This is a genomic window from Streptomyces sp. B8-7 (assembly GCF_058833805.1).
Genome location: NZ_JBYRRL010000001.1, coordinates 2,113,864 through 2,134,523, shown reverse-complemented (window position 1 = coordinate 2,134,523; position 20,660 = coordinate 2,113,864). Strand labels below are relative to the sequence as shown.

13 protein-coding genes are annotated in these 20,660 nt (G+C 73.6%); 3 read left to right on the top strand and 10 right to left on the bottom strand.

Annotated features, from left to right (window positions below; translation table 11 throughout):
* Positions 1 to 96: 96 nt before the first annotated feature.
* From fxsA to AC5K6T_RS08975, 4 genes are all read right to left on the bottom strand, one after another.
* Positions 97 to 660, bottom strand: coding sequence for an FxsA family membrane protein (fxsA, locus tag AC5K6T_RS08990; RefSeq protein ID WP_493207207.1), 564 nt, complete (start codon positions 658 to 660; stop codon positions 97 to 99).
* A gap of 109 nt (positions 661 to 769) precedes the next feature.
* Positions 770 to 1,570, bottom strand: coding sequence for a polyprenol monophosphomannose synthase (locus tag AC5K6T_RS08985; protein WP_493207205.1), 801 nt, complete (start codon positions 1,568 to 1,570; stop codon positions 770 to 772).
* A gap of 514 nt (positions 1,571 to 2,084) precedes the next feature.
* A complete protein-coding gene (locus tag AC5K6T_RS08980; protein ID WP_493207203.1) occupies positions 2,085 to 3,686 on the bottom strand; it encodes an amidohydrolase in 1,602 nt (533 codons plus the stop codon).
* Positions 3,687 to 3,800: 114 nt separating this feature from the next.
* Positions 3,801 to 4,241, bottom strand: coding sequence for an Lrp/AsnC family transcriptional regulator (locus AC5K6T_RS08975; protein WP_493207201.1), 441 nt, complete (start codon positions 4,239 to 4,241; stop codon positions 3,801 to 3,803).
* Between the two features lie 463 nt (positions 4,242 to 4,704).
* Here AC5K6T_RS08975 and AC5K6T_RS08970 point away from each other — a divergent pair, with 463 nt between their 5' ends.
* Entirely contained in the window at positions 4,705 to 5,154 is a 450-nt protein-coding gene (locus AC5K6T_RS08970; protein WP_493207199.1) for a hypothetical protein, read from the top strand.
* Between the two features lie 475 nt (positions 5,155 to 5,629).
* On the opposite strand, the gene AC5K6T_RS08965 is transcribed toward AC5K6T_RS08970, so the two are convergent.
* The 4 genes from AC5K6T_RS08965 to AC5K6T_RS08950 all read right to left on the bottom strand — a co-directional run bounded on the left by AC5K6T_RS08965 (position 5,630) and on the right by AC5K6T_RS08950 (position 14,677).
* Positions 5,630 to 6,802, bottom strand: coding sequence for an acyl-CoA dehydrogenase family protein (locus AC5K6T_RS08965; protein WP_493207198.1), 1,173 nt, complete (start codon positions 6,800 to 6,802; stop codon positions 5,630 to 5,632).
* A 327-nt stretch (positions 6,803 to 7,129) separates the two neighbouring features.
* A complete protein-coding gene (locus tag AC5K6T_RS08960) occupies positions 7,130 to 7,789 on the bottom strand; it encodes a TetR/AcrR family transcriptional regulator (protein ID WP_493207197.1) in 660 nt (219 codons plus the stop codon).
* A gap of 603 nt (positions 7,790 to 8,392) precedes the next feature.
* Positions 8,393 to 12,076: a hypothetical protein gene (locus tag AC5K6T_RS08955; RefSeq protein WP_493207195.1), complete on the bottom strand. Its 3,684-nt coding sequence runs from the start codon at positions 12,074 to 12,076 to the stop codon at positions 8,393 to 8,395.
* Positions 12,077 to 13,276: 1,200 nt separating this feature from the next.
* On the bottom strand, positions 13,277 to 14,677 hold the full coding sequence (locus AC5K6T_RS08950) for a C39 family peptidase (RefSeq protein WP_493207193.1): 1,401 nt from the start codon (positions 14,675 to 14,677) through the stop codon (positions 13,277 to 13,279).
* Between the two features lie 257 nt (positions 14,678 to 14,934).
* Between AC5K6T_RS08950 and AC5K6T_RS08945 the strand changes: the two genes are divergently transcribed.
* Positions 14,935 to 15,528: a uridine kinase family protein gene (locus tag AC5K6T_RS08945; protein WP_493207192.1), complete on the top strand. Its 594-nt coding sequence runs from the start codon at positions 14,935 to 14,937 to the stop codon at positions 15,526 to 15,528.
* Positions 15,529 to 15,987: 459 nt separating this feature from the next.
* Positions 15,988 to 17,850: an AAA family ATPase gene (locus AC5K6T_RS08940; protein WP_493207190.1), complete on the top strand. Its 1,863-nt coding sequence runs from the start codon at positions 15,988 to 15,990 to the stop codon at positions 17,848 to 17,850.
* A gap of 219 nt (positions 17,851 to 18,069) precedes the next feature.
* On the opposite strand, the gene AC5K6T_RS08935 is transcribed toward AC5K6T_RS08940, so the two are convergent.
* Both AC5K6T_RS08935 and AC5K6T_RS08930 read right to left on the bottom strand, forming a co-directional pair.
* The gene (locus tag AC5K6T_RS08935; RefSeq protein ID WP_493207188.1) at positions 18,070 to 19,158 is read right to left on the bottom strand and encodes a hemolysin family protein; all 1,089 of its coding nucleotides are present in this window, start codon (positions 19,156 to 19,158) and stop codon (positions 18,070 to 18,072) included.
* Entirely contained in the window at positions 19,155 to 20,480 is a 1,326-nt protein-coding gene (locus AC5K6T_RS08930; RefSeq protein WP_493207187.1) for a hemolysin family protein, read from the bottom strand. The genes AC5K6T_RS08935 and AC5K6T_RS08930 overlap by 4 nt, the downstream gene beginning before the upstream one ends.
* Between the last annotated feature and the right edge of the window lie 180 nt (positions 20,481 to 20,660).

Genomic DNA, 20,660 nt, shown 5'->3' with positions numbered 1-20,660 from the left:
CTTCACCCTGCCGCCTGTCCGCCCACCCCGTGCTGCCGCGCCGGGCCCCTCGGCCCGCGCAGGCCGCGCCTCGCGCGGGCCTGCCCCGCGCCCCGCTCAGGGCGTGAGGGGCGGGCGGGGCTCCTGCGGAGGGTCGGCCGGTTCGTCCCGGACCACCTCGCCCTGGACGACCTTGCCGTCCGGGCGGTGGATACGGGCCTGCTGGAACGCGCCGCCCAGCGTCCCCGCGCCCGCGGTGCGCAGCCGGCGCTCGACGGAGCGCCCCGTGAGACGGCCGAGGGCCTTCTGCACCGGAGGGACCAGCAGGAGCAGACCGAGCGCGTCGGAGATCAGCCCGGGCAGCATCAGCAGCAGGCCGCCCAGCATCATCCAGCCGTTGCCCCCCGTGCCCTCGCCGGACGGGGTGCCGCCGCGCTGCACCGCCTCGTCGAGGCTGCGGAAGGCCCGCCGTCCGGCCCGCTTGACGACTGCCGCGCCGAGCACCAGCCCGGCGAGCAGCAGCAGGACGACCGTGAGCCCGCCGGCCGCGTCGGCGACCGTGATCAGCAGCCAGATCTCCAGCACCAGCCACGCCGCGATGACCAGGGGCAGGAACGTGCGCAGCCGGGACCGCGGGCGCCGGGCGTCGGGGTGTGTCGGGTTCGGTGCGCCAGTCGTCATGCCTCCAGTGTGCCCCGGCCGGGCTCAGCCCGGGATAAGGCACCTCCCGCCCCGGCCACCGGGGTGGGCGACGCGGCCCCGTCACCCCGCCCCGCGCCCGCGGGAGGGCTCAGGACCGGCTCTGGCGGGCCCGGTCGACGACCTTGCCGACCCGCTCCCCCACGCCCCAGCTGGTCACCCGCCACAGCGCCTCGACCAGGATGTCCCGGCTCATCTTGGAGTCGCCCAGCTCGCGCTCGACGAAGGTGATGGGCACCTCGACCACGTGGTAGCCCGCCCGGACCGCGCGGCGGGCCAGGTCGACCTGGAAGCAGTAGCCCTGCGAGGCGACGTCCGTGAGGCCGAGGCCCTGCAGGGTCTCGCGGCGGAAGGCCCGGTAGCCGCCGGTGACGTCCCGGATCGGCACGTCCAGCAGGACCCGCGAGTACATGCTGCCGCCGCGGGAGATGAACTCGCGGGACTTCGGCCAGTTCACCACCCGGCCGCCCGGCACCCACCGTGAGCCGAGCACCAGGTCGGCGCCCTTGAGGGCGGTCAGCAGCCTGGGCAGTTCCTCGGGCTGGTGGGAGCCGTCGGCGTCCATCTCGACGAGCACGCCGTAGCCGCGCTCCAGGCCCCAGGCGAAGCCCGCGAGATAGGCCGCGCCGAGCCCTTCCTTGCCCTTGCGGTGCAGCACGTGGACCTGGTCGTCGTCCGCGGCGAGTTCGTCGGCCAGCTTGCCGGTGCCGTCGGGGCTGTTGTCGTCGGCGACGAGCACGTGGGCCTCGGGGACGGCCGCGCGGACGCGCCCCACGATCGCCGTGACGTTCTCCGCCTCGTTGTAGGTCGGGATGATCACCAAGGCCGTCCCGAGCGGGCCGAAACGCCTGCCCTGGAGTTGTGCCGCCCCGGTCCCGTCGCCACCGTTCACTGCTGCCCCTTCGTCTCCGTGCGCACGCGTCCACCATAATGGCCGCGTCCTGCGATGACGTGACGGGACGTTCGTATGGTCGCGGCGGCGGGGCCGGGCGCGCGGCCCCGCGGACTGCGGATGGGGGCCCGGCGCCCTTCGGGCCGGCCTGGGACCCGCTGGCTGCGGATCGACCGAGAGCCGTTGTCTACTGAGCGTCCGGGCCCCACCCGGGTCACACCCTCCCGACCGGCCGGAACGTTCCCTCGCCGCGGCGCGGGCGCTGAGCCTGGCTCCCAGTGGCGGTACCCGTGCGGTGCACCGTCCCTGACCCAGCGGCGCGGCGGCGAGTGCGCGGACGTACCCCGGTCGGGCGTCCCGTGGTGGACTCGGCCGAACCTACCGGCCCCGGGCCGCCGCCTGTCAACCACCCCTTGACCTGCGTCTCCACCGGGTCCGGCCGGCCGGCGGGGAGGATGCGCAGGTCGGGCGACGGACCGCGGAGCCGGGCCCCGGAGCGGTCCGCCGCCGCAGATCACTCGCCCGGCCGTACGTACACGGTCCGCCCGCCGACGACGGTGCGCAGGCACACCGGAAGGGGACCGCCCGGGGTCAGGTCGGGCAGGCCGGGCGTGCCGGAACGCGGGTCGGTGGACCAGCGGGCGACCCGGTCGTCCGGGGCCTGGACCACCAGCTCGCCGGTGCGCCACACGGCGTAGTCCGCGGGGGCGCCCGGGACCAGGACGCCCGCGTCGTCCCGGCCGGTCGCCCGCCAGCCGCCGCGCGTGTGCGCGGTGAACGCGGCGCGCACCGAGACCCGGTGCGCGGGCGTGCGGTGGAAGGCGGCGGCGCGCACCGTGCCCCACGGGTCGAGCGGGGTGACGGGGCTGTCGGAGCCGAGGGCGAGCGGGACCCCGGCCCGCAGCAGGGCGGCGTACGGGTTGAGGGTGCGGGCCCGCTCCGCGCCCAGGCGCCGCGCGTACATGCCGTCCTCGCCGCCCCACAGCGCGTCGAACGCGGGCTGCACGGAAGCGGTCAGACCCAGCTCGGCGAACGCGGCGATGTGGTCGGGGGTGAGCATCTCGGCGTGCTCGACGCGGTGCCGGGCGGCCCGGATCCGGGCGGCGCCGACCTGGCCGGCGGCGGCCCGCATGCCGTCCACGACGGCGGTCACGGCGGCGTCGCCGATGGCGTGGAAGCCGGCCTGGAGCCCGGCCTCGGTGCACGCGGCGACGTGGGCGGCGACGGCCGCCGCGTCCAGGTGGGCGGTGCCGGTGTGGGCGGCGTCGGCGTAGGGCCGGTGCAGGCAGGCGGTGTGCGAGCCGAGCGCGCCGTCGACGAACAGGTCGCCCGCCGCTCCGGCCGCGCCCAGTTCACGGGCCTTGGCCACGTCCCGCTCCGCCCAGTAGCCGACGACCCGCGGGCCGGGCTCCTCCGCGGCCAGCCGCAGCAGTCCGGTGAAGTCGTCCTCGGAGGAGATCTCCGGGCCGCCGCACTCGTGGACCGAGCCGATGCCGAGGGCGGCGGCGTGGGCGAGGGCCGCGCGCTGGGCCTGCACACGCTGGGCCGGGCCGACGGAGGACAGCGCGGTCGCCCGTACGGCGTGGTGGGCGTCGGCGGTGAGCGGGCCGTCCGGCCGGCCCGCCCCGGGCGTCAGGTCGAGCAGTGCGGTGGTCACCACCGCCGAGTGGACGTCGATGCGGGACAGGTACAGCGGCCGGCCGCCGGCGGCCTCGTCCAGTTCGGCGCGGGCGGGCGGGCGGCCGCCGGGCCACCGGGCGGCGTCCCAGCCGTGGCCCAGCAGGACCCTGTCGTGCGGGCGCGCCGCGGCGAACTCCCGGACGAGGGCGAGGGCGGCTTCCAGGGTGGGCGCCGCGGACAGGTCGAGTCCGGTCAGGGCGAGGCCGGTGGCGGTGGTGTGCACATGGGCGTCGGTGAAGGCCGGGGTGACCAGCGCCCCGTCCAGGTCGACCACCTCGTCGGCGCCTGCGGCGAAGGCGTCGGCGGCGCCCTCGGAGCCCACCCAGGCGACCTGCCCGTTCTGCACGACCATGGCGGTGGCGAACGGGTCGGCGGGGCTGTGGACCTCTCCGCGGCGGAGCAGGACGGTCTTCGGCGGGGCGGTGCGCTCACTCATGGCAGACAGTCTCCCGCCTCGCCCGCTCCCACCCGCACGCAGGTCACCCGGCCCGCGTGCAACACGACCGGCCCGTGTCCGCGGAGGGCAGGGCCCCGGTGGGCCGGCCGGCCGTCAGACGCGCGGGGGACGGGCCTCGTACGGGGTCGACAGGACCACCGTCGTCCGCGTCGAGACGCCGGCCAGCGACCTGATGCGGGCCAGCAGGCCCTCCAGTTCGCGGGGGGTGGCCACGCGCACCTTGAGGATGTAGTTCTCGTCGCCCGCCACGCTGTGGCAGGCCTCGATCTCGGGCACGTCGTCGAGCCGGTCCGAGATGTCGTCCGGGGCGCTCGGGTCGAAGGGTTTGACCGAGATGAAGGCGGTCATGGGCAGGCCGACGGCCTCGGGGTCGACCACGGCGGCGTAGCCGCGGATGACGCCGCGCTGCTCCAGCCGGCGCACCCGCTGGTGCACGGCCGACGTGGACAGACCCGTGGCCTTGCCGAGGTCTGTGTAGCTCATCCGCCCGTCCTTGACGAGCAGCTGCACGATCTGACGGTCCAGCTCCTCCATGGCGGAGAACCTACAGTGCGCTTGATCTCTTCGGATAGCTCGCCGCGGCCCGCCGCGGCCGGTTCACGCCGCGGGGCCCGGGCGAGGCGCCGCCGGAACGCCGCCGGAACGCCGCCGGAGCACCGCCGCGGCGCTGCCCGAGTCCGACGGATCCTGGCCGGCGCCGTCGCCCGCCTGGTCGGCTTCCCTGGTGGAGCCCTGGTGGAGCCCTGGTGGAGCCCTGGTGGAGCCCTGCCGGCGCCCGGCCGAAGCCCTGATGGCGGGTGGGGCGCGGCGGGGGCCTGATGCCCGTCCGTTGCGGGCACCCGGGCACCCGGGCACCCGGGCACGCCATGTGACGAACACCACAGGCTCGGGGTGACGTCCGTGATGGTCTCGTGATTACCCCGGATGCCGGACGGGAAGTGCTTGCTGTGGTCGAGGCCGCAGTGCCTTCACGGCCCAGCCCGAGGGGGAGAGTCCCATGCAGAGTCTTCAGCGTCCAGGTCGTACCGCGCCCAAGCGGCAGCAGCCGGTCGTCGAGCCCGCTCCGGAGGGCGTCGAATCCGACGCCCTCGACGGCGGCGATCACGACGGCACGGACTACCCGTACGACACCTTCGAGATGTACCGGGTGATCTGCCCGGACTGCGCGCAGCCCATCGCCCTGCTGGCGGACGAGGAGATCCTGCCGGAGCACGCGCTGTGCGCCTCGCCGTGGAACCCGTTCGGGCTCACGGTGTGCCGCGGCACCGGCCGCGGAGCCGCCGAGGCCCGCCCCGCCGACGAGACCTTCGAGCCGCAGGAGCAGGACACCGCTCTGCTGCTGACACTCCCCCAGGGGCTCGACTGGCGGACGCAGCCCTTCTCGCACGTGGGCGGACCGGGCTCCCGTCCGATGCGGGTTCCCTCGATGCGGCGGCTGGCCGCCTGACAGGCGGCCGCGCTCCGTCCTCCCGGCCGACCTCCACCAGCGCCCGCAGGCGGCCGCGGTGCGGGACTCGCGCGGTGCGGGCGCGGAACCCCCGGCCCGGTCCCGGGCGTTGGCCCGGGTACGAGCCCCGCACATCCCACCACCGGGTGCCGGCCGCGGCTCGTCGTGCCGGCCCGTGCGGAATCGGTTCCGCTCGCACCGTCGGCGGTCCCGCGCCCGCCGACGGCTCCCGGCCCGGCACCGGCGGACCCGCCGATCCACCGGGACCTGCCGAGCATCTGGGCCGACCGCGGCCGCACCCTTCCCGGGCGCCATGCCCCGCAGTGGGCGCGGCTCGCGGCGCCCGTGGTGCGCCCGGGCCGGTTCGGCGCGTCCGCCGACCGGTACGGCGCCGGCCCCGGTCCGCACGGCGCGGGCCCGGGCCCGCGCCTTCCCGGCGTGGACCCGCACGGCCCCGGCGCGCGGCCCCGGGGGCTCAGCGCGTCTCCGGACCCACCAGGTGACGGGCGATGACCATCCGCTGGATCTGGTTGGTGCCCTCGACGATCTGCAGCACCTTCGCCTCGCGCAGGTAGCGCTCGGCCGGGAAGTCGGCGGTGTAGCCGTAGCCGCCGAGGATCTGCACGGCGTCGACGGTGACCTTCATCGCGGTGTCGGTGCAGTGCAGCTTGGCCATGGCCGCCTGCTTGGCGAACGGCAGCCCCGCGTCGCGCAGCCGTGCCGCAGCGAGGTACAGGGCGCGGCCCGCCTCGATCTGCGTGGCCATGTCGGCCAGCATGAAGCGCAGGCCCTGGAAGTCGGCGATGGGCCGGCCGAACTGGCGGCGCTCGGCCGCGTAGGCCGCGGCCTCGTCGAGGGCGGCCTGGGCGACGCCCACCGCGCAGGCGGCGATGCCGAGCCGGCCGGAGTCGAGCGCGGACAGGGCGATGGAGAAGCCCTGCCCGAGGTCGCCGATGCGGCGGCTGTCCGGGACGCGTACGCCGTCGAGGTGGATCTGGGCCGTGGGCGAGCCCTTCATGCCCATCTTCTTCTCCGGCGCGGCGGCGCTCAGCCCCTCCGCGTCGCCGGGGACCAGGAAGGCGGTGATGCCGCGGGGACCGTCCTCGCCGGTGCGGGCCATCACGGTGTAGAAGTCGGCGATGCCGCCGTGGGTGATCCAGGCCTTGGTACCGCTGAGCACCCAGTCGTCGCCGTCGCGCACGGCCCTGGTGCGCAGCGAGGCGGCGTCGGAGCCGGAGGACGGCTCCGACAGGCAGTAGCCGCCGAGCAGGCCGCCGCCGAGCATCGCGGGCAGGTGCTCGACCTGCTGCTCCTTGGTGCCGTAGGCGGCGAGGCCGTAGGAGGCCAGGGTGTGGACGCTGACGCCGAGGCCGACGGTCAGCCGGGCCATGGCGAGCTCTTCGAGGACCTGGAGGTAGACCTCGTAGGGCTGCTCGCCGCCGCCGTACTCCGCGTCGTAGGGCAGCCCGAGCAGTCCGGAGCGGGAGAGCAGGGTGAAGGTCTCGCGCGGGAACCGCCCGGCCTCCTCCTCCTCGGCCGCCGTCGGGGCGATCTCCCGCTGCGCGATGTCGCGGACGAGCGAGATCAGGTCCCGGGCCTCGTCCGTGGGCAGTTGACGGTCCACCGGCTGCGGGGCGCGGTCGGGCATGTCGACGCTCTCCTCCCTGTCGGGCACGGGCGGGGCCCGGCCCCTGTGGGGGCGGCTCCGCCGGGTCTCTGCGGATGCCGGACGGTGCGCACGGCTCCGGGTCTCGGAGCGCTGCTGACCAGCGGCTCGGCGGTGTGAGTATGCCCGATCGACGGGCCCGCGTCACTGGTTAACGACCGCTTACTTCAGGGAATCCGCAGCGCCACCGGGTTGGTCCGCACCATTGGCCGAATGGTCTGGTCCAGCTCGCCCCCGCCGGCCCCTTCGCGACCGCCCTCCTGGCACGCGCATGCCGAGCGTGCACCGCGTGCCGGTCCGCCGCGCCGTTCAGGGGTCCCGGCGGGCCGGCTCCGGGGCCGGGTGGGCGGGGTCCAGTTCCTCGATGGCGCGCAGGGTGCCGCCGAGCATCTTGACCAGCAGGTCGCGCATGCTCGCCCGGGACAGGCCGGGCCTGCCGATCCAGTCGAGAGTGGCGCCCTCGACGCCGCACACCCAGCCGAGCAGTCCCATCCGGGCCAGCGGCCCGATCTCCCGTCTGCCGTAGGCGCCTTCCGCGATCGTCGTCACGATGGCCTCGCGCACCCCGTCGCGGATGGCGTGCACCTCGGCGTCGAAGCCCACGCCGCCGCTGACGATGGTGCGGTACGCGGCGTGGTGGTGCTCGGCGTAGCGCAGGTAGCCGTCGATGGTGCGCTGCACCCGGTCCACGGCGGGCAGGTCGAGCCCGCTCGCGGCGGAGCCGACCAGGTCGGCGACCGAGTCCTCGACGATCGCCAGGTAGTAGCCGCGCTTGGACCGGAAGTAGTAGTAGATGAGCCCCTTGGCGACGTGGGCCTGGCGGGCGATGTCGTCCATCGAGAGCGCGTCGTAGGGCGTGTCGGCGAACAGCTTGCGCCCGATGGCGATGAGTTCGGCGCGGCGCGCCAGCGAGCGGTCGGTGCCGCGGACCTTCGGCCGGGCGGCGTCACGCCGGTGACTGATGTCCAATGTTCGAACCTGGTATCCGACGGGCGGTGGGACCCCCGCAGTATGTCAGGTCATGGGTGGCTCAGGTCACAGCGGTGCGAGCTCGGGCCACCGCCCCTCCCGGACCGCCGGCCGCGCCCGGACCGCATCCCGTCGGGCCGGGCCCTGTATCACGGGTTCAGCCGCCGACCCGCGAACGTCGCGACGGCCACACGACCGGCATCCAGCCCAGGACCTGCCCGGCGAGCCCGGTGCCGCCGACGCCCCCGGGACCCGCCCCCGGGACCCGCCCGCGGAACCCGGGGTGCTGCGGCCGGCGCGACAGGCCGGGTGCCGCCTCACGCGCGGGTCCCCTCTCTCGCCCGACGGCACCGGCTCGTCGCCGCCGGGCCGGCCGACGGCGGGGCCGCGCTGGTGGAGCGCGGCCCCGCCGTGGCGTTCGGCGTGCTAGGGCGTGTTTCGAAAGTAGCGTCGTCTGCCCGAAGGGCAGGTCTGGCGGCGTCTGGTGCGTGCGATCGCAAGGCGGAGGGTCGCCCCGATACTGGATGTATCGGGGCGAGCCCGACAACGCGGCGAGCGTGCGTGCCAGACGCCGCCAGGCAGGCGGGACTTTCGAAACACGCCCTAGCGGATGGTGATGTCGTCGACGTAGCCGCTGTAGTCGGCGTTGCCGGTGGAGTACTGGTCGTAGCCGAGGTTGATGCGGGTGATCTCCTTGCCGTCGAGCTTGTCGGGGAGCTGGACGGTGACGTGGTTCCACCGGCCGGGTTCGAGGGTCTGGCACTGGTCGGCGGGGTGGATCCGGTGTCCGTGCTGGTCGACGGCGGCGGAGTCGCGCAGGGTGGAGCCGTCGGCGAACACCAGGTCGAGTGCGACGCAGTTGCTGTTGTTGACCGGCCAGGGGTCCATTCCGTCCCACCGGTCGGCGGGCTCGGGGTGGATCCAGTAGCTCAGCGTCTTTCCGCCGTCGACCTTGACCGGCTTGTCGGCGAGGTCGAAGACCTTGAGGTAGGCGTAGGCGTGTGGCGCGTCGTGGCCGCCCTCGGTCGAGCCGGAGTACTTCAGCGATCCGGTCCCGGCGTGGGCCGTCTCGTCGGTGCGTGCGCCCGCCACCGGGCCGGGGCCGCCGGAGCGGCCGGCGACGTGGGACACTCCGCCGTTGTCCTGGTCGACGGTGTCGGTCCAGGACGGCATGACGTCGCCCTGCTCGAAGCCGGTGGTGAAGTCCGCGCCGTGTGCGGGGTGGGGGTCGGTCGGGGCGGGCGAGTCCGGAGGGGACTGGCCGGGGTCGGTTCGTCTGGTCTGCCGGTAGGTGAAGTCGGTCTGGGTCGTGTCGAAGTCCGGGCGCGGGGTGTTCAGCAGGAAGCAGTGGGAGACGCCGAGCTGGGGGTCGCGGAGTGTGAAGCCGCTGTAGCTGCACAGGGTCGTGGTCTCGCCGTCACGGGGAGCGAAGTGCCTGACGAGGTAGGCGCCGTCCTCCCGGTTCGCTTCGTAGACGCCGTAGGCGAAGGCCGTGGGCCCGCTGACCGCGCAGTCCTCCCCGTCGCGGGCACAGGCGTGCGCGGCCCAGTCGTCGTCGACGCTCGGCTTCGCGTGGTGGGTGTCCGCGCCGAGGACCAGGTCGTGGTCCTTCGCGGAGAGGTAGCAGTAGCCGCTGCTGCCGTCCTGCAGATGGTTGCCCGACAGGCTGGCGACATCGGCGAAGGAGGCGTCGTTGCAGGTGAACTCACCGGCGGGGACGGTTTTGACCACCCAGGATCCGTCGCCGCCGTAGGCGGCCTGATAGGCGCCTGACTCGGGCACCGCACACCTTCCGTCCGGGCCCGCGCAGAACGCGAACGGGGCCGGGGGGTTGGCGATGTAGCAGCTCTTGCGCTCGCCGGGCAGGGGGTCCTTGCCGAAGGCGGCGACGGTGCAGGGGACCCCGGAGGGGTAGTCCGCCGCCTTGACCGTCCTGTAGGTCCAGCCGCGGGCCTCGTCGTCGATGTGGGCGCCCAGGGCCAGCCGGACGGTGCCGACGACGTGGCAGCGATCGCCCTCGACGGCGCATGCCTGGTACGGGCCGCCGGCATTGACCGCCTGGCTCGGCGGCGCCCCGGTCAGAACCCGGCATTCCTTGGCCTTGCCGGGAGCCGGATCGCCGCCGAATCCGCCGACGGTGCAGGCGGCAGCGGACGTGACCGGCTTGACGACCCAGGCCGCGCCTGCGCCGAACGCCGCCAGCTGGGTACCGGAGACCTCACACGTCCTGCCCTCGTCCGCGCACCCGCGCACCGACGCCAGCCACGACCCGTCGTCGCCCTTGACCGGGCTGTCCTGAGCGGGAACGAAGCACGCCTGGTCGGCGTCGGGGTTGGGGTCGACCGGGAACGAGGAAGCCTTGCACGCGATCCCGTCGGAGGGCAGCGGCGCGGTGACGTACGACCCGGCCGCACCGAACGCGACCTGGCCCGTGCGCCCCTCGATCCCCTTGCACACACCCCCGTCGTCCGCACACGGGACGAACCCGACCGGCGGTACCGGGGTCGTGTCCGAGATCCGCAGGGGGGTGAACATCTCCCCCTCACGCACGCGGGCGTCGACCGCGTCCTGAGCAGCCTTCACGTCGTCCGCGGTGAACAGGTCCTTCGGCACGTCGGCCACGACGCGCTTCGCGTGGTTCTCCTCGAAGGAAGCCCGCATCTCAGCGGTGTACCTGCTCGGCTCCTTGCATGTCTGGTATCCGTCGACGTACGTCGTCGGGCAGAAGTCGAAGAGGTGGTCGGTGGACCACTGCGGCCAGACGGCCTCGTCCATGTACGCCTTGCTGAACTCCTCAGCTCCGGTGCCCTCGTTCAACGAGGCGAACACCGCGTCCACCGCCTGGTGCACACCGTTGACGAAGCCGCTGCGCAGAGAGCCGACCGACGCCCTCGCATCCGCCATGATCCGCGCGTTCGCGGTACGGGCGGCGGCGATCGCCGTGGAGTGGCCCGTACGGGCCGCATTCGCGTTCACGGTCTCCATCGTGACGTTCGCCCCGAACAGGACCTGCTTCTGCGCCCGGTCGAACCCCTTCTGCGCGGTCGACAGCAGCTCCGGAAGGGACTTCTCGATCACGTTCTTCTTCATCGTGTCGTGCCAGGCCTGATTGCGGGACTCGATCCACCTCTCCTCCTCGCTCTTCCCGGTCGCCCAGTCCACGATCTGGGCGACGACCGTCGTGACGAGCGCCACCACCCCGAACAGCATGGCCAGTTCCGGCTGCCCTGCCATCTCCGACACGGCCGCGAGCAGGGCCAGGGCGTTCACCACACCGCTGAGCGCGTCATGCCGCTCCACCGCATCCGCGATACCCAGCAACTGCCCCACCACCGGAACCGGAGCCAGGACGACGGTCGCCTTGGTCAGGTCGGTGGAGTCCTCGCTGAACACCTCCGCGACCGAGTTGATCCACGCGGCCGCCATCGCCGGCGTCAACACCTCGTTGAAGACACCCCAGCCCTCCGTCAACACCGCGGAGACCCGGCCGGGCGCCACACCCTCGACCGACGTGGCCCCGCCGAACGGCACAAAGACCTTGGCCGGACTCTTCCAGGACTCCGCCAGGTCGGACGTGAACCCGAACTCCGACAGATCGGAGCCGGCAGCCCGCGCGGTCTCGTACGACGACGCCACGTTCTGCACCGTCGCCCGTGCGTACACCGAGATCTCCTCCGGCGACAGGCCGGAAACGACCTCCGACTCGGGAGACGCCGCGAAGACCTTCCCGTCCTCCACCGCGTCACGGAACTTCTCAGCCGCCTCCACCTCCTTCGAAGTCGCCTTCCTGACGGAATGGAAGCAGCCGGACAGCGGCGTGTTTCCGCAGGCCGCGCCGGCCGCAGGAGCAGGAGACGTCCGCTCCACCAGAGAGGTGCTGTTCCCAGGATTTCTGAAGTCGTCCTGCGAAAGCCCGCTCCACGACGCCCCACTGGCCAACTCGAACTTGGCGTCCGGCAGGTCGGGCGGAGCATTGTACGTCGGGCGATGAGGCTGAGATATCGGACTGGCCTCCACGAACGTCGTCTCGGAGACAGGGTCCTTCGACAACGCCATACGAACCTTCAGCGTCCGCTGGATCCGCGGATCACCAGGATTCTTCCCGGCCAGCTTGGTGGCGATCTGCACCGACCGGGCAGCGTACGGATCCGCCTTCACGGAGAACCCGAACGACCACCACTTGCTGCCGAAAGCGTCCTTCAGTCCGGACTTTCCTCCATGCGTGATCAGCTCCTCGACATTCGTCGAGGTCGTCCATCCCGCTCCGCTGTTGAAGGGATCAGCCACATGAGTATCCGCGGTCACGTCCGTGAGCTGTGCGTCCGCTACGGGATGGAAGCCGAGCAGGTGACGCAACGAGTGAACCAGCTCATGGAACAGTGCCGTCGCCGGGCGCATCCCGAAGGGCTTCCCTTTGGCGTCGTAGAATCCGGCAACATACTCCGGGAAGTCGATGAAGACTGAACCGGACCCCGCACCCTGCCCGGGCCAGTCCTTCCCGACCGAAACGTAGCTCCTGGGATCCGAAGCGGTTTGCACAGCTCTCGCCCTGTAGGGCTTCCCCGGAGAGGCGCGCGTGATCACCGTCTTCACCGGCGAAGGACCCGCGTGCGGCTGGTCGGCATTGTAGAACCCCCACGCCGGATCGTTCCCGGCAGGCAAGGGGGAGGCCTCACCCATCGCCCGGAGAGCCCTCACACCCTCGGGGTTCGACGCGATTTCATCCAGCTGAGCCCACGCGCGACTGAGAAACTCCTGCGCGTCCTTTCCGGACGAGGACTTGGATGGCCAGCGCGTGAGCCTGTCGTCCCCGCCGTACAACGGATCCCCGGGGTACACGGCCACACCCGTGCTCTCCCCGGTCGGGAGCAGGTACTCGAACACCTCCAGTTGGTAACTCGCGTCCACGGGCAGGCCGATCGTCCTGAAGTGGGGGTCGCTGCTCCCCTTCGCCAGGTCGGGCGGTGTGGTGTCAACCACCGGCTGCGCCGGCGCGGCCGAGGCGACAGAGGGAAACTGCCACTGCACGGCATGTGCCCCGGTCGTCAAGAGCACCACGGGAAGAAACAGAGCCATGAGGCGATTTCGCCACCATGGCACTCTACGGTGTGCGGACACGGCTGCTCCTGTTCTCTCCGGTGAGGATGCCGCCCGCGCCCGGCGGACACCGGAAGCCAGAGCGCGCCGCGAAACCGACGCCACCTACCGCGCCTGCGGCACCCGCTGAACCACCACCACGTGGTCGTGCGACGGCGTCCCCACTCTCCGTCCGGCCGTCCGGACCGAGCCGGAGGCCGCGGAGAGTATGTGCTCGGGGCGAACCCGCGTGGCAGCGTAGAAGTACCTGAAGAACTACGTGCCATGGATCCGGAACGCACCCGGTTCAGGTCCGTCGGCCGTGCGTGGGCGCTCTGGTGGGGGATGCGCGGACGTGGTCACCCCAGGCGCGGGAGGCCGTGCGGCCGCCGGCGGTGGGGCCGCACCTGCTCACAGCAGGCCGAGCGACCGCAGCGCCCGGCGCTGGCCCGGTGCCGGCCTGACCGGCCAGAAGAGGTAGCAGACACCACCGGTACCGCTTCTGACCTTGCCGTTCGCGTCGTACCTCTTCGTACGGAGCCAGATGTTCTCCCACTCTCGGCGCGGGTAGACCCGGCGCACCGCCTCGTTGTCGGGGGCGGCGGGGTCGTTGGCGATCACGTCCCCGTCCTCGGTGAAGCCGGTCACGGTCATCAGGTGCCCGGCGGTGCCGTACCCGGCGCCGGTCAGTTCGTCCGCGCGGAAGGACTGCGAGGTGATGACCGGGATGCCGGCCGCGATCAGCCTCTCCAGGTCGGTGAGCGAGTGCAGCCGGGTGACCACACCCTGGAGGCCGCGGAAGCCGCCCGCGTAGGCCGCGTTGAACGGCCAGTTGCCGCAGCCGCCGTACGCGTGGTCGTAGGTGCACCGGGCCGCGTGGCACACCTGCGGGTCGGCGTAGGCGGGGTCGACCCAGGACAGCTGCTCCCCGGTGAGCCGGCCGCCCCAGTACTCGATGACCATCTGCGAGGAGGTGGGGCTGCACCAGGCCTCGCCGCCGCTGTCGTACTCGGGGTACCGGCCCCGGTGGATCTCCTGCGAGTAACGCGGCACGGCGAGTTCCCCCGCCGGGCCCGGCGCGGAGGCCGGCACGGTGAAGCGGTCGGGGACGTCGGAGCCCATCACGCCGAGCCGCCGCACGGCGGGCGTGGCCCGGGTGCCGGGGCACCGGTAGAGGGTCAGGCGCACCCGGTAGGCGGCCAGCCGGAGCCCGTCGGAAGGGTCGTCGACGGCGACGGTGTCCGTCCACACGCTGCTGCGGCCGTCGCCCTGGCCGTCGACCGAGGTCCGCCGGATGTCCTGGTCGCCCGCCGCCCATCGGCCCAGCACGTACCAGGGCGTCCGGGTGCCGTCCGGGTAGGTCCCGCGGAACTCGATCTGGAGCCAGGTACCGGCCGGGGTGTCGGCGTTCCAGGAGGCGATCGCCTCGGTGGCCGGGACGGCGAAGGTCCGCAGCGGCGACGTCCAGGTCGCGTACTCCCAGGCCGCGGTGGTGCCGGTGTGCGGATCGGTGTATTCGACGGTGCCGGCCGGGTCGGCGATCACGAGGGCGGGCCGGGTCCCGGCGACGGCGCGGGTGCCGCGGCCGGTACCGGTGCGCCAGTCGGTGTACGAGGTCCAGGCGTGGTTGCCGACGAGGCGGGCCGGGGCGGGTTCCGGGGCGCCGCCGCCGGCTCCCGGACCCGCCGCCGGGCCGCCCTCCCCCCTGTCCGCGGCCGGACCGGCCGCCGCCGGGCCCGTGCCGGTGACGACCGCCGCGACGACGGCGGCGGCCAGAACGGTCCTGCGGGACGGCTGTTCGGCTCTGCTCATGAGTGGATGCCCCCAAGGTGTCCGGGTCGGGACGGGCCCGATGCGTGGCTGGGTGCGCCAACTATGTCCGCACGCACCCCCGTCCAGCCAGCATTCCGGGCCGTGCCACGCCCACCGATACGGGTCTGGACCACTGGCACCACCTGCGGCGTCGCCCTGCGGGCCGGCGAGCCCCGGCTGCACGCGGGAGGCGCCGGTGCCCTGCCGGCGGGTACCGGGCGGGCGGTCCGGTCGCCGGGGGCGGGGATGATGGGGCGATGCACCCGCTCGCGCTCCCCGGACTCGCCCGGCACCTGCAGGCCCTGCCGCCGTCGTGCGGGGCAGTCCGCCTGATCGCCGTCGACGGGCACGCCGGGTCCGGCAAGTCGACCTTCGCCGGGCGCCTGGCCGCGGCGATGGGCGGGATCCCGGTGCTGCACCTGGACGACTTCGCCACCCACGAGGAGCTGTTCGCCTGGACCGGACGGCTGCGGGAGCAGGTGGTCGACCCGCTGCGACGGGCCGAACCGGTCGTGTTCCGGCCCTACGACTGGCGCACCCGGAGCTTCGGTCCGCCGCGGGCACTGCCCCCGGCCGGATCGGTGCTCGTCGAGGGCGTCGGGGCCGGCCGGCGCGCGCTGCGTCCGCACCTGGCGCGGCTGCTGTGGATGGAGATGGGCCCGCGGCAGGCGTGGGCGCGGGGGCGGGCACGCGACGGCGAGGAGCAGCACGCGTTCTGGGACGGCTGGGTCAGGGCCGAGCGCGGGCACTTCGCCGAGGACCCCTCGGAACCGTACGCGGATCTTCTGGTGCGGCAGGTGCGGGAGGGGTACGAGGTGCTGCCCGGTCCCGCCGGCGGGACCGCGCCATGACGCTCCGTGAGCAGTTGAGAGCAATGTGGTGAACTTGTGAAGACGGCGCCTCCGGAACTTTGAAGACTGCCCCAACTCTGCTTGACCGCCGGGTCGTACAGGTCTTACGTTCTCAATGTGCCCCTCAGCGGGGCGCCCCGTAGACGCGAAGCCCCCGGTTGTTCCCCCGTGACCGGGGGCTTCGTTCTGCCCTCACATCCTCCGGCGGACGCCGTGAGGCGCCGCGCGCTCACCCTGGGTGACCGCCGGGGGGCGCATCCGGCCGCCGCCGTCGCCTCGAACAGCCCGTACCGCACCCTTCGGCGGGTGACACCCGCGCAGGTACGATGCCCCCGACGCGGCTTTCGTACGGCGGCCGCGCCGGGCAACTCCGGTCCGGAGCACGGCGGTTCGAGCGGGACGACCGACGGGTGACGGCCCGGCGGTGAACCAGCGGGGGCACGGCTTGTGGGGGACGTGATGGACTTCGGCATGCAGGGCCCCGAGGCGCCGGCCGACCTCGCCTGGCTGCGGGGGGTCGACGCCTACACCATGGGCGCCTATCCGCAGGCGGAGGAGGAGTTCCGCACCGCGGTGCGGATCGACCCGGGCATGGCGGACGGCTGGCTGGGGCTGCACGCGTTGCGCGTCGACACGACGACCGCGCTGCTGCGGATGTTCCGCCACCGCGACCGCTTCGGCGAGCAGCGCGCCCGGCACACCCGCACGCTCAACTCCTGGTACTGGCTCGGCTGGTGGGTGCAGCCCGTGCTGGAGAGCCCGCGCGACCTGCTGCTCGCCCACGCCTCGCACTGGCTGGACGGACGGCACGTGCCGGAGCTGGACCGGGCGCTGGCGGGACTGCCGCCGGTGGACGCCGACCCCCAGGTGCGTTTCCTGCACGCCTGCCGCTCCTACCTGGTCAAGGACTGGGAACAGCTCGTCCGGCACACCGACCCGCTGCTCGACGATCAGCTGCTCGGCATCGAGGCCGGGCTGTTCGGCGGTATGGCCCGGGTGCGGCTGGAGATGTACGGGCAGGCCGACCCGCTGCTGTCGGCGGCGCTGATGCGCTGCCGCAGTGAGCAGCCGCAGCGCAAGGAGCTGCGCTACTGGCTGGCGCGGGCGCACGAGGGCACCGGCCGCTCGGCGGCCGCGCTGCCGCTGTACCGGGCGGTGCACCGGGTCGACCCCGCCTTCATGGACACCTCCGCCCGGCTCGCCGCGATCGCCGAGGGCGACGGCTACGACGACGCCGCCGACCTCGCGCCGATCACCCTGGCCGGTGCCGGGCAGGACGGTGCGGACGGCATCGACGCGCTCGACCCGCTGTTCGGCACGGACGGGCGGGAGCTGCGGCTTCCCGAGCCGGATCTGCTGCCGCCCGCCGCCCTGCCCGCGGTCACCGGCCCCCCGGTGCGGGAGCGGACCGTGCCGCCCACCGCGCTGCCCGCCGGGCCGACGGACCCGGTGTTACTCGACGAGGCGCTCGCGGAACTGGAGCGCATGGTGGGACTGGAGCCGGTCAAGCGCCAGGTCAAGGCGCTGTCGGCGCAACTGAACATGGCGCGGCTGCGGGCCGGCCAGGGGCTGCCGGTCCAGCCGCCCAAGCGGCACTTCGTCTTCTCCGGCCCGTCCGGCACCGGCAAGACCACGGTGGCCAGGATCCTCGGCCGGGTCTTCTACGCGCTCGGGCTGCTGGGCGGCGACCATCTGGTGGAGGCCCAGCGGGCCGACCTGGTGGGCGAGTACCTCGGGCAGACCGCCGTCAAGGCCAACGAGCTCATCGACTCCGCGCTCGGCGGCGTGCTGTTCGTCGACGAGGCCTACTCGCTGTCCAACTCCGGGTACGGCAAGGGCGACGCCTACGGCGACGAGGCCCTCCAGGTGCTGCTGAAGCGGGCCGAGGACAACCGCGACCACCTCGTCGTCATCCTGGCCGGCTACCCCGAGGGCATGGACCGGCTGCTGGCCGCCAATCCCGGGCTGTCCTCACGCTTCACCAGCCGGGTCGACTTCCCCTCCTACCGGCCGCTGGAGCTCACCGCGATCGGCGAGGTGCTCGCCGCGGAGAACGGCGACGCCTGGGACGAGGAGGCGCTGGACGAGCTGCGCTCCATCGCCGGGCACGTCGTCGACCAGGGGTGGATCGACGAGCTGGGCAACGGGCGGTTCCTGCGCACGCTGTACGAGAAGAGCTGCGCCTACCGCGATCTGCGGCTGTCGGCCTACCCCGGCGCGCTCAGCCGGGACGACCTGGCGACGCTGCGGCTGCCCGACCTGATGCAGGCGTACGGCGAGGTGCTGTCCGGACGGGGCCCGCAGGACCCGTCCGGGATGTAGGGCGTGTCGCGGCAGGAGCGCCGTCCGCCCGATGGCGGGCCCACGGGTCCGGTGGGCACGCCGCACGGCGGAGGGCCGTGGGTGCACGGGCCCGTCCGCGGACGGCCCGGCAACGCGGCGGGGTGCCGGGCCGGGCGCGCGGGCCGACGGTGCGTGCGTGACACGCCCCGGACCGCCGGGGCCCCGCCCGGCCGCCTGGGTGGGCGGGGCCCCGGCGGCTCAGGTGGCGAGGACTCCCTCCGGCTCACCCGTCGTGCGCGGCTCGGCCAGCCGCACCGGCAGGGCGGTCGCCCGGTGGGCGGGGTCGCGCACCTCGCCGACGATCAGCTCCAGCACGTCCTCCAGCGCCACCAGACCGAGCACCCGCCCGGAGGCGCCGGCCACCTGGGCCAGATGCGTGCCGGCCCGGCGCATCACGGTCAGGGCGTCGTCCAGGGGCAGGTCGGAGCGGAGGGTGGTCATATGGCGCCAGACCTGCTGGGGGACGGCCCGGTCGGAGTCCTCCAGATCGAGGACGTCCTTGATGTGGACGTAGCCCATGAAGGCCCCGTCGACCGCGGCGACCGGAAAGCGGGAGTAGCCGGTGCGGGCGGTCAGCGCCACGATCTCGCCGGGGGTGACCGACGGGCCGACGGTGATCAGCGACTCGCTGCGCAGCAGGACGTCCGTGACCGGGCGGGAGGCCAGCTCCAGGGCGTCCTCCAGCCGCTCCTGCTCCTCGGGGTCGAGGAACCCGGCCTGGCCGGCGTCCTCCACGAGCCGGCCCAGCTGGACGCTGGTGAACACGGCCTCCACCTCGTCCTTGGGCTCGACCCCAAAGAGCCGCAGGACCGCCTGGGCGCAGGCGCCGAGGGCGTGGGTGACGGGTCCGCACAGGCGGGCGAAGGCGACCAGGCCGGGGGCGAGCCACAGCGCGGCCTTCTCGGGTGCCGCCATGGCGAGGTTCTTCGGGACCATCTCGCCGATGACGAGGTGGAAGAAGACCACGGCGGCGAGGGCGAGGACGTAGCCGAGGGGGTGCACCATGCCGTGCGGGAGGTGGATCCACTCGAAGACGGGCTCCAGCAGGTGCGCCACGGTCGGTTCGGCGACGGCGCCCAGGGTGAGGGAGCAGATGGTGATGCCGAACTGGGCGGCGGCCATCATCCGCGGCAGCCGTTCCAGGCCGTGCAGCACCTGGCGGGAGCGGGCGGTGCCGAGCGGTTCGATCTGGCTGCGCCGTACGGAGACGAGGGCGAACTCGGCGCCGACGAAGAAGCCGTTGGCCAGCACCAGCAGCGCGGCGAACAGCAGTTGCAGGACGCTCATCGGGCGGCCTCCCGGACCGGGGCGGTGCGCACCAGGCGCACGCGCTCGGCGCGGTAGTGGCCGACCCGGCGCACGGAGAGCCGCCAGCCGGGCAGCTCGGCGCGGTCCCCGGCGGCCGGGATGCGGCCGAGGAGGTCGGCGACGAGCCCGGCGACGGTCTCGTAGGGCCCCTCGGGCACCTGAAGGCCTATCCGGGTCAGGACGTCGACGCGGCAGCTGCCGTCCACGTCCCAGGCGGGCCGGCCCTCCTCGGCGGGGGCGGGGGCCAGTTCGGGGGTGTCGTGGCCGTCGTGCTCGTCGCGGACCTCGCCGACGATCTCTTCGACGATGTCCTCCAGGGTGACGACTCCGGCGGTGCCGCCGTACTCGTCGACGACGACGGCGATGGGCTGCTCGCTGCGCAGCCGCGCGAGCAGCGGCCGGACCGGCAGCGTCTCGGGGACCAGGAGCGCGGGCCGGGCGATCCGGGCGACCGGGGTGCGCAGCCGCTGCTGCACGGGCACCGCGAGGGCGTCCTTGAGGTGGGCCATGCCGACGACCTCGTCGATCTTGTCCCGGTAGACCGGGAACCGGGACAGGCCGGTGGCGCGGGTGAGGTTGACGACGTCCTCGGCGGTGGCCGAGGACTGCAGCGCGCTGACCTTCACCCGGGGGGTCATCACATGCTGCGCGGTGAGCTCGGCCAGCGACAGGGTGCGCACGAACAGGTCGGCGGTGTCCTGTTCCAGGGCGCCGGCCTGTGCGGAGTGCCGGGCCAGGGAGACCAGTTCGCCGGGGGTGCGGGCGGAGGCCAGCTCCTCCGCGGGCTCCACGCCGAGGGCCCGGACCAGGCGGTTGGCGACCGCGTTGAGGCCGGCGATCACGGGCCGCAGGAGCCGGGCGAAGGCGTGCTGCGGGCCGGCGACGAAGCGCGCGACCTGCATCGGCCGGGACACCGCCCAGTTCTTCGGCACGAGTTCCCCGACGACCATCTGGACGGCGGAGGCCAGCAGCATGCCGATGACGACGGCCACACCGGAGACGGCGCCCCCGGGGACGCCGAGCGCGGTGACCGGCCCGTCGAGCAGTTCGGCCAGGGCGGGCTCGGCGAGCATGCCGACGACGAGGGAGGTGATGGTGATGCCGAGCTGGGTGCCGGAGAGCTGGAAGGACAGCTCTCTGAGCGACGCCACGACCGTGCGGGCGCGGCGGTCGCCCTCGGCGGCGGCCTTCTCGGCTTCCGGGCGTTCGACCGTCACCAGGCCGAACTCGGCGGCCACGAAGAATCCGTTGGCCAGGATGAGCAGGAATGCGGCTGCCAGGAGCAGCAGCGGGGTGGTCATGAAGCCACCGCCTGCGCACGGGCGCGGACGAGGTCCGTGCTATGTCGGCAGGGGGCGGCGCAGGTACTGCAGGACGATCCGTCCATCGCCGGAGAGGGTCACTCCTCGGGTAGCAGGAACCCCTGTGCGCCGGGCGGGCGCCACAGGGGCGGAGGCGCAGGGAAGGCCTCCGCCACCAGA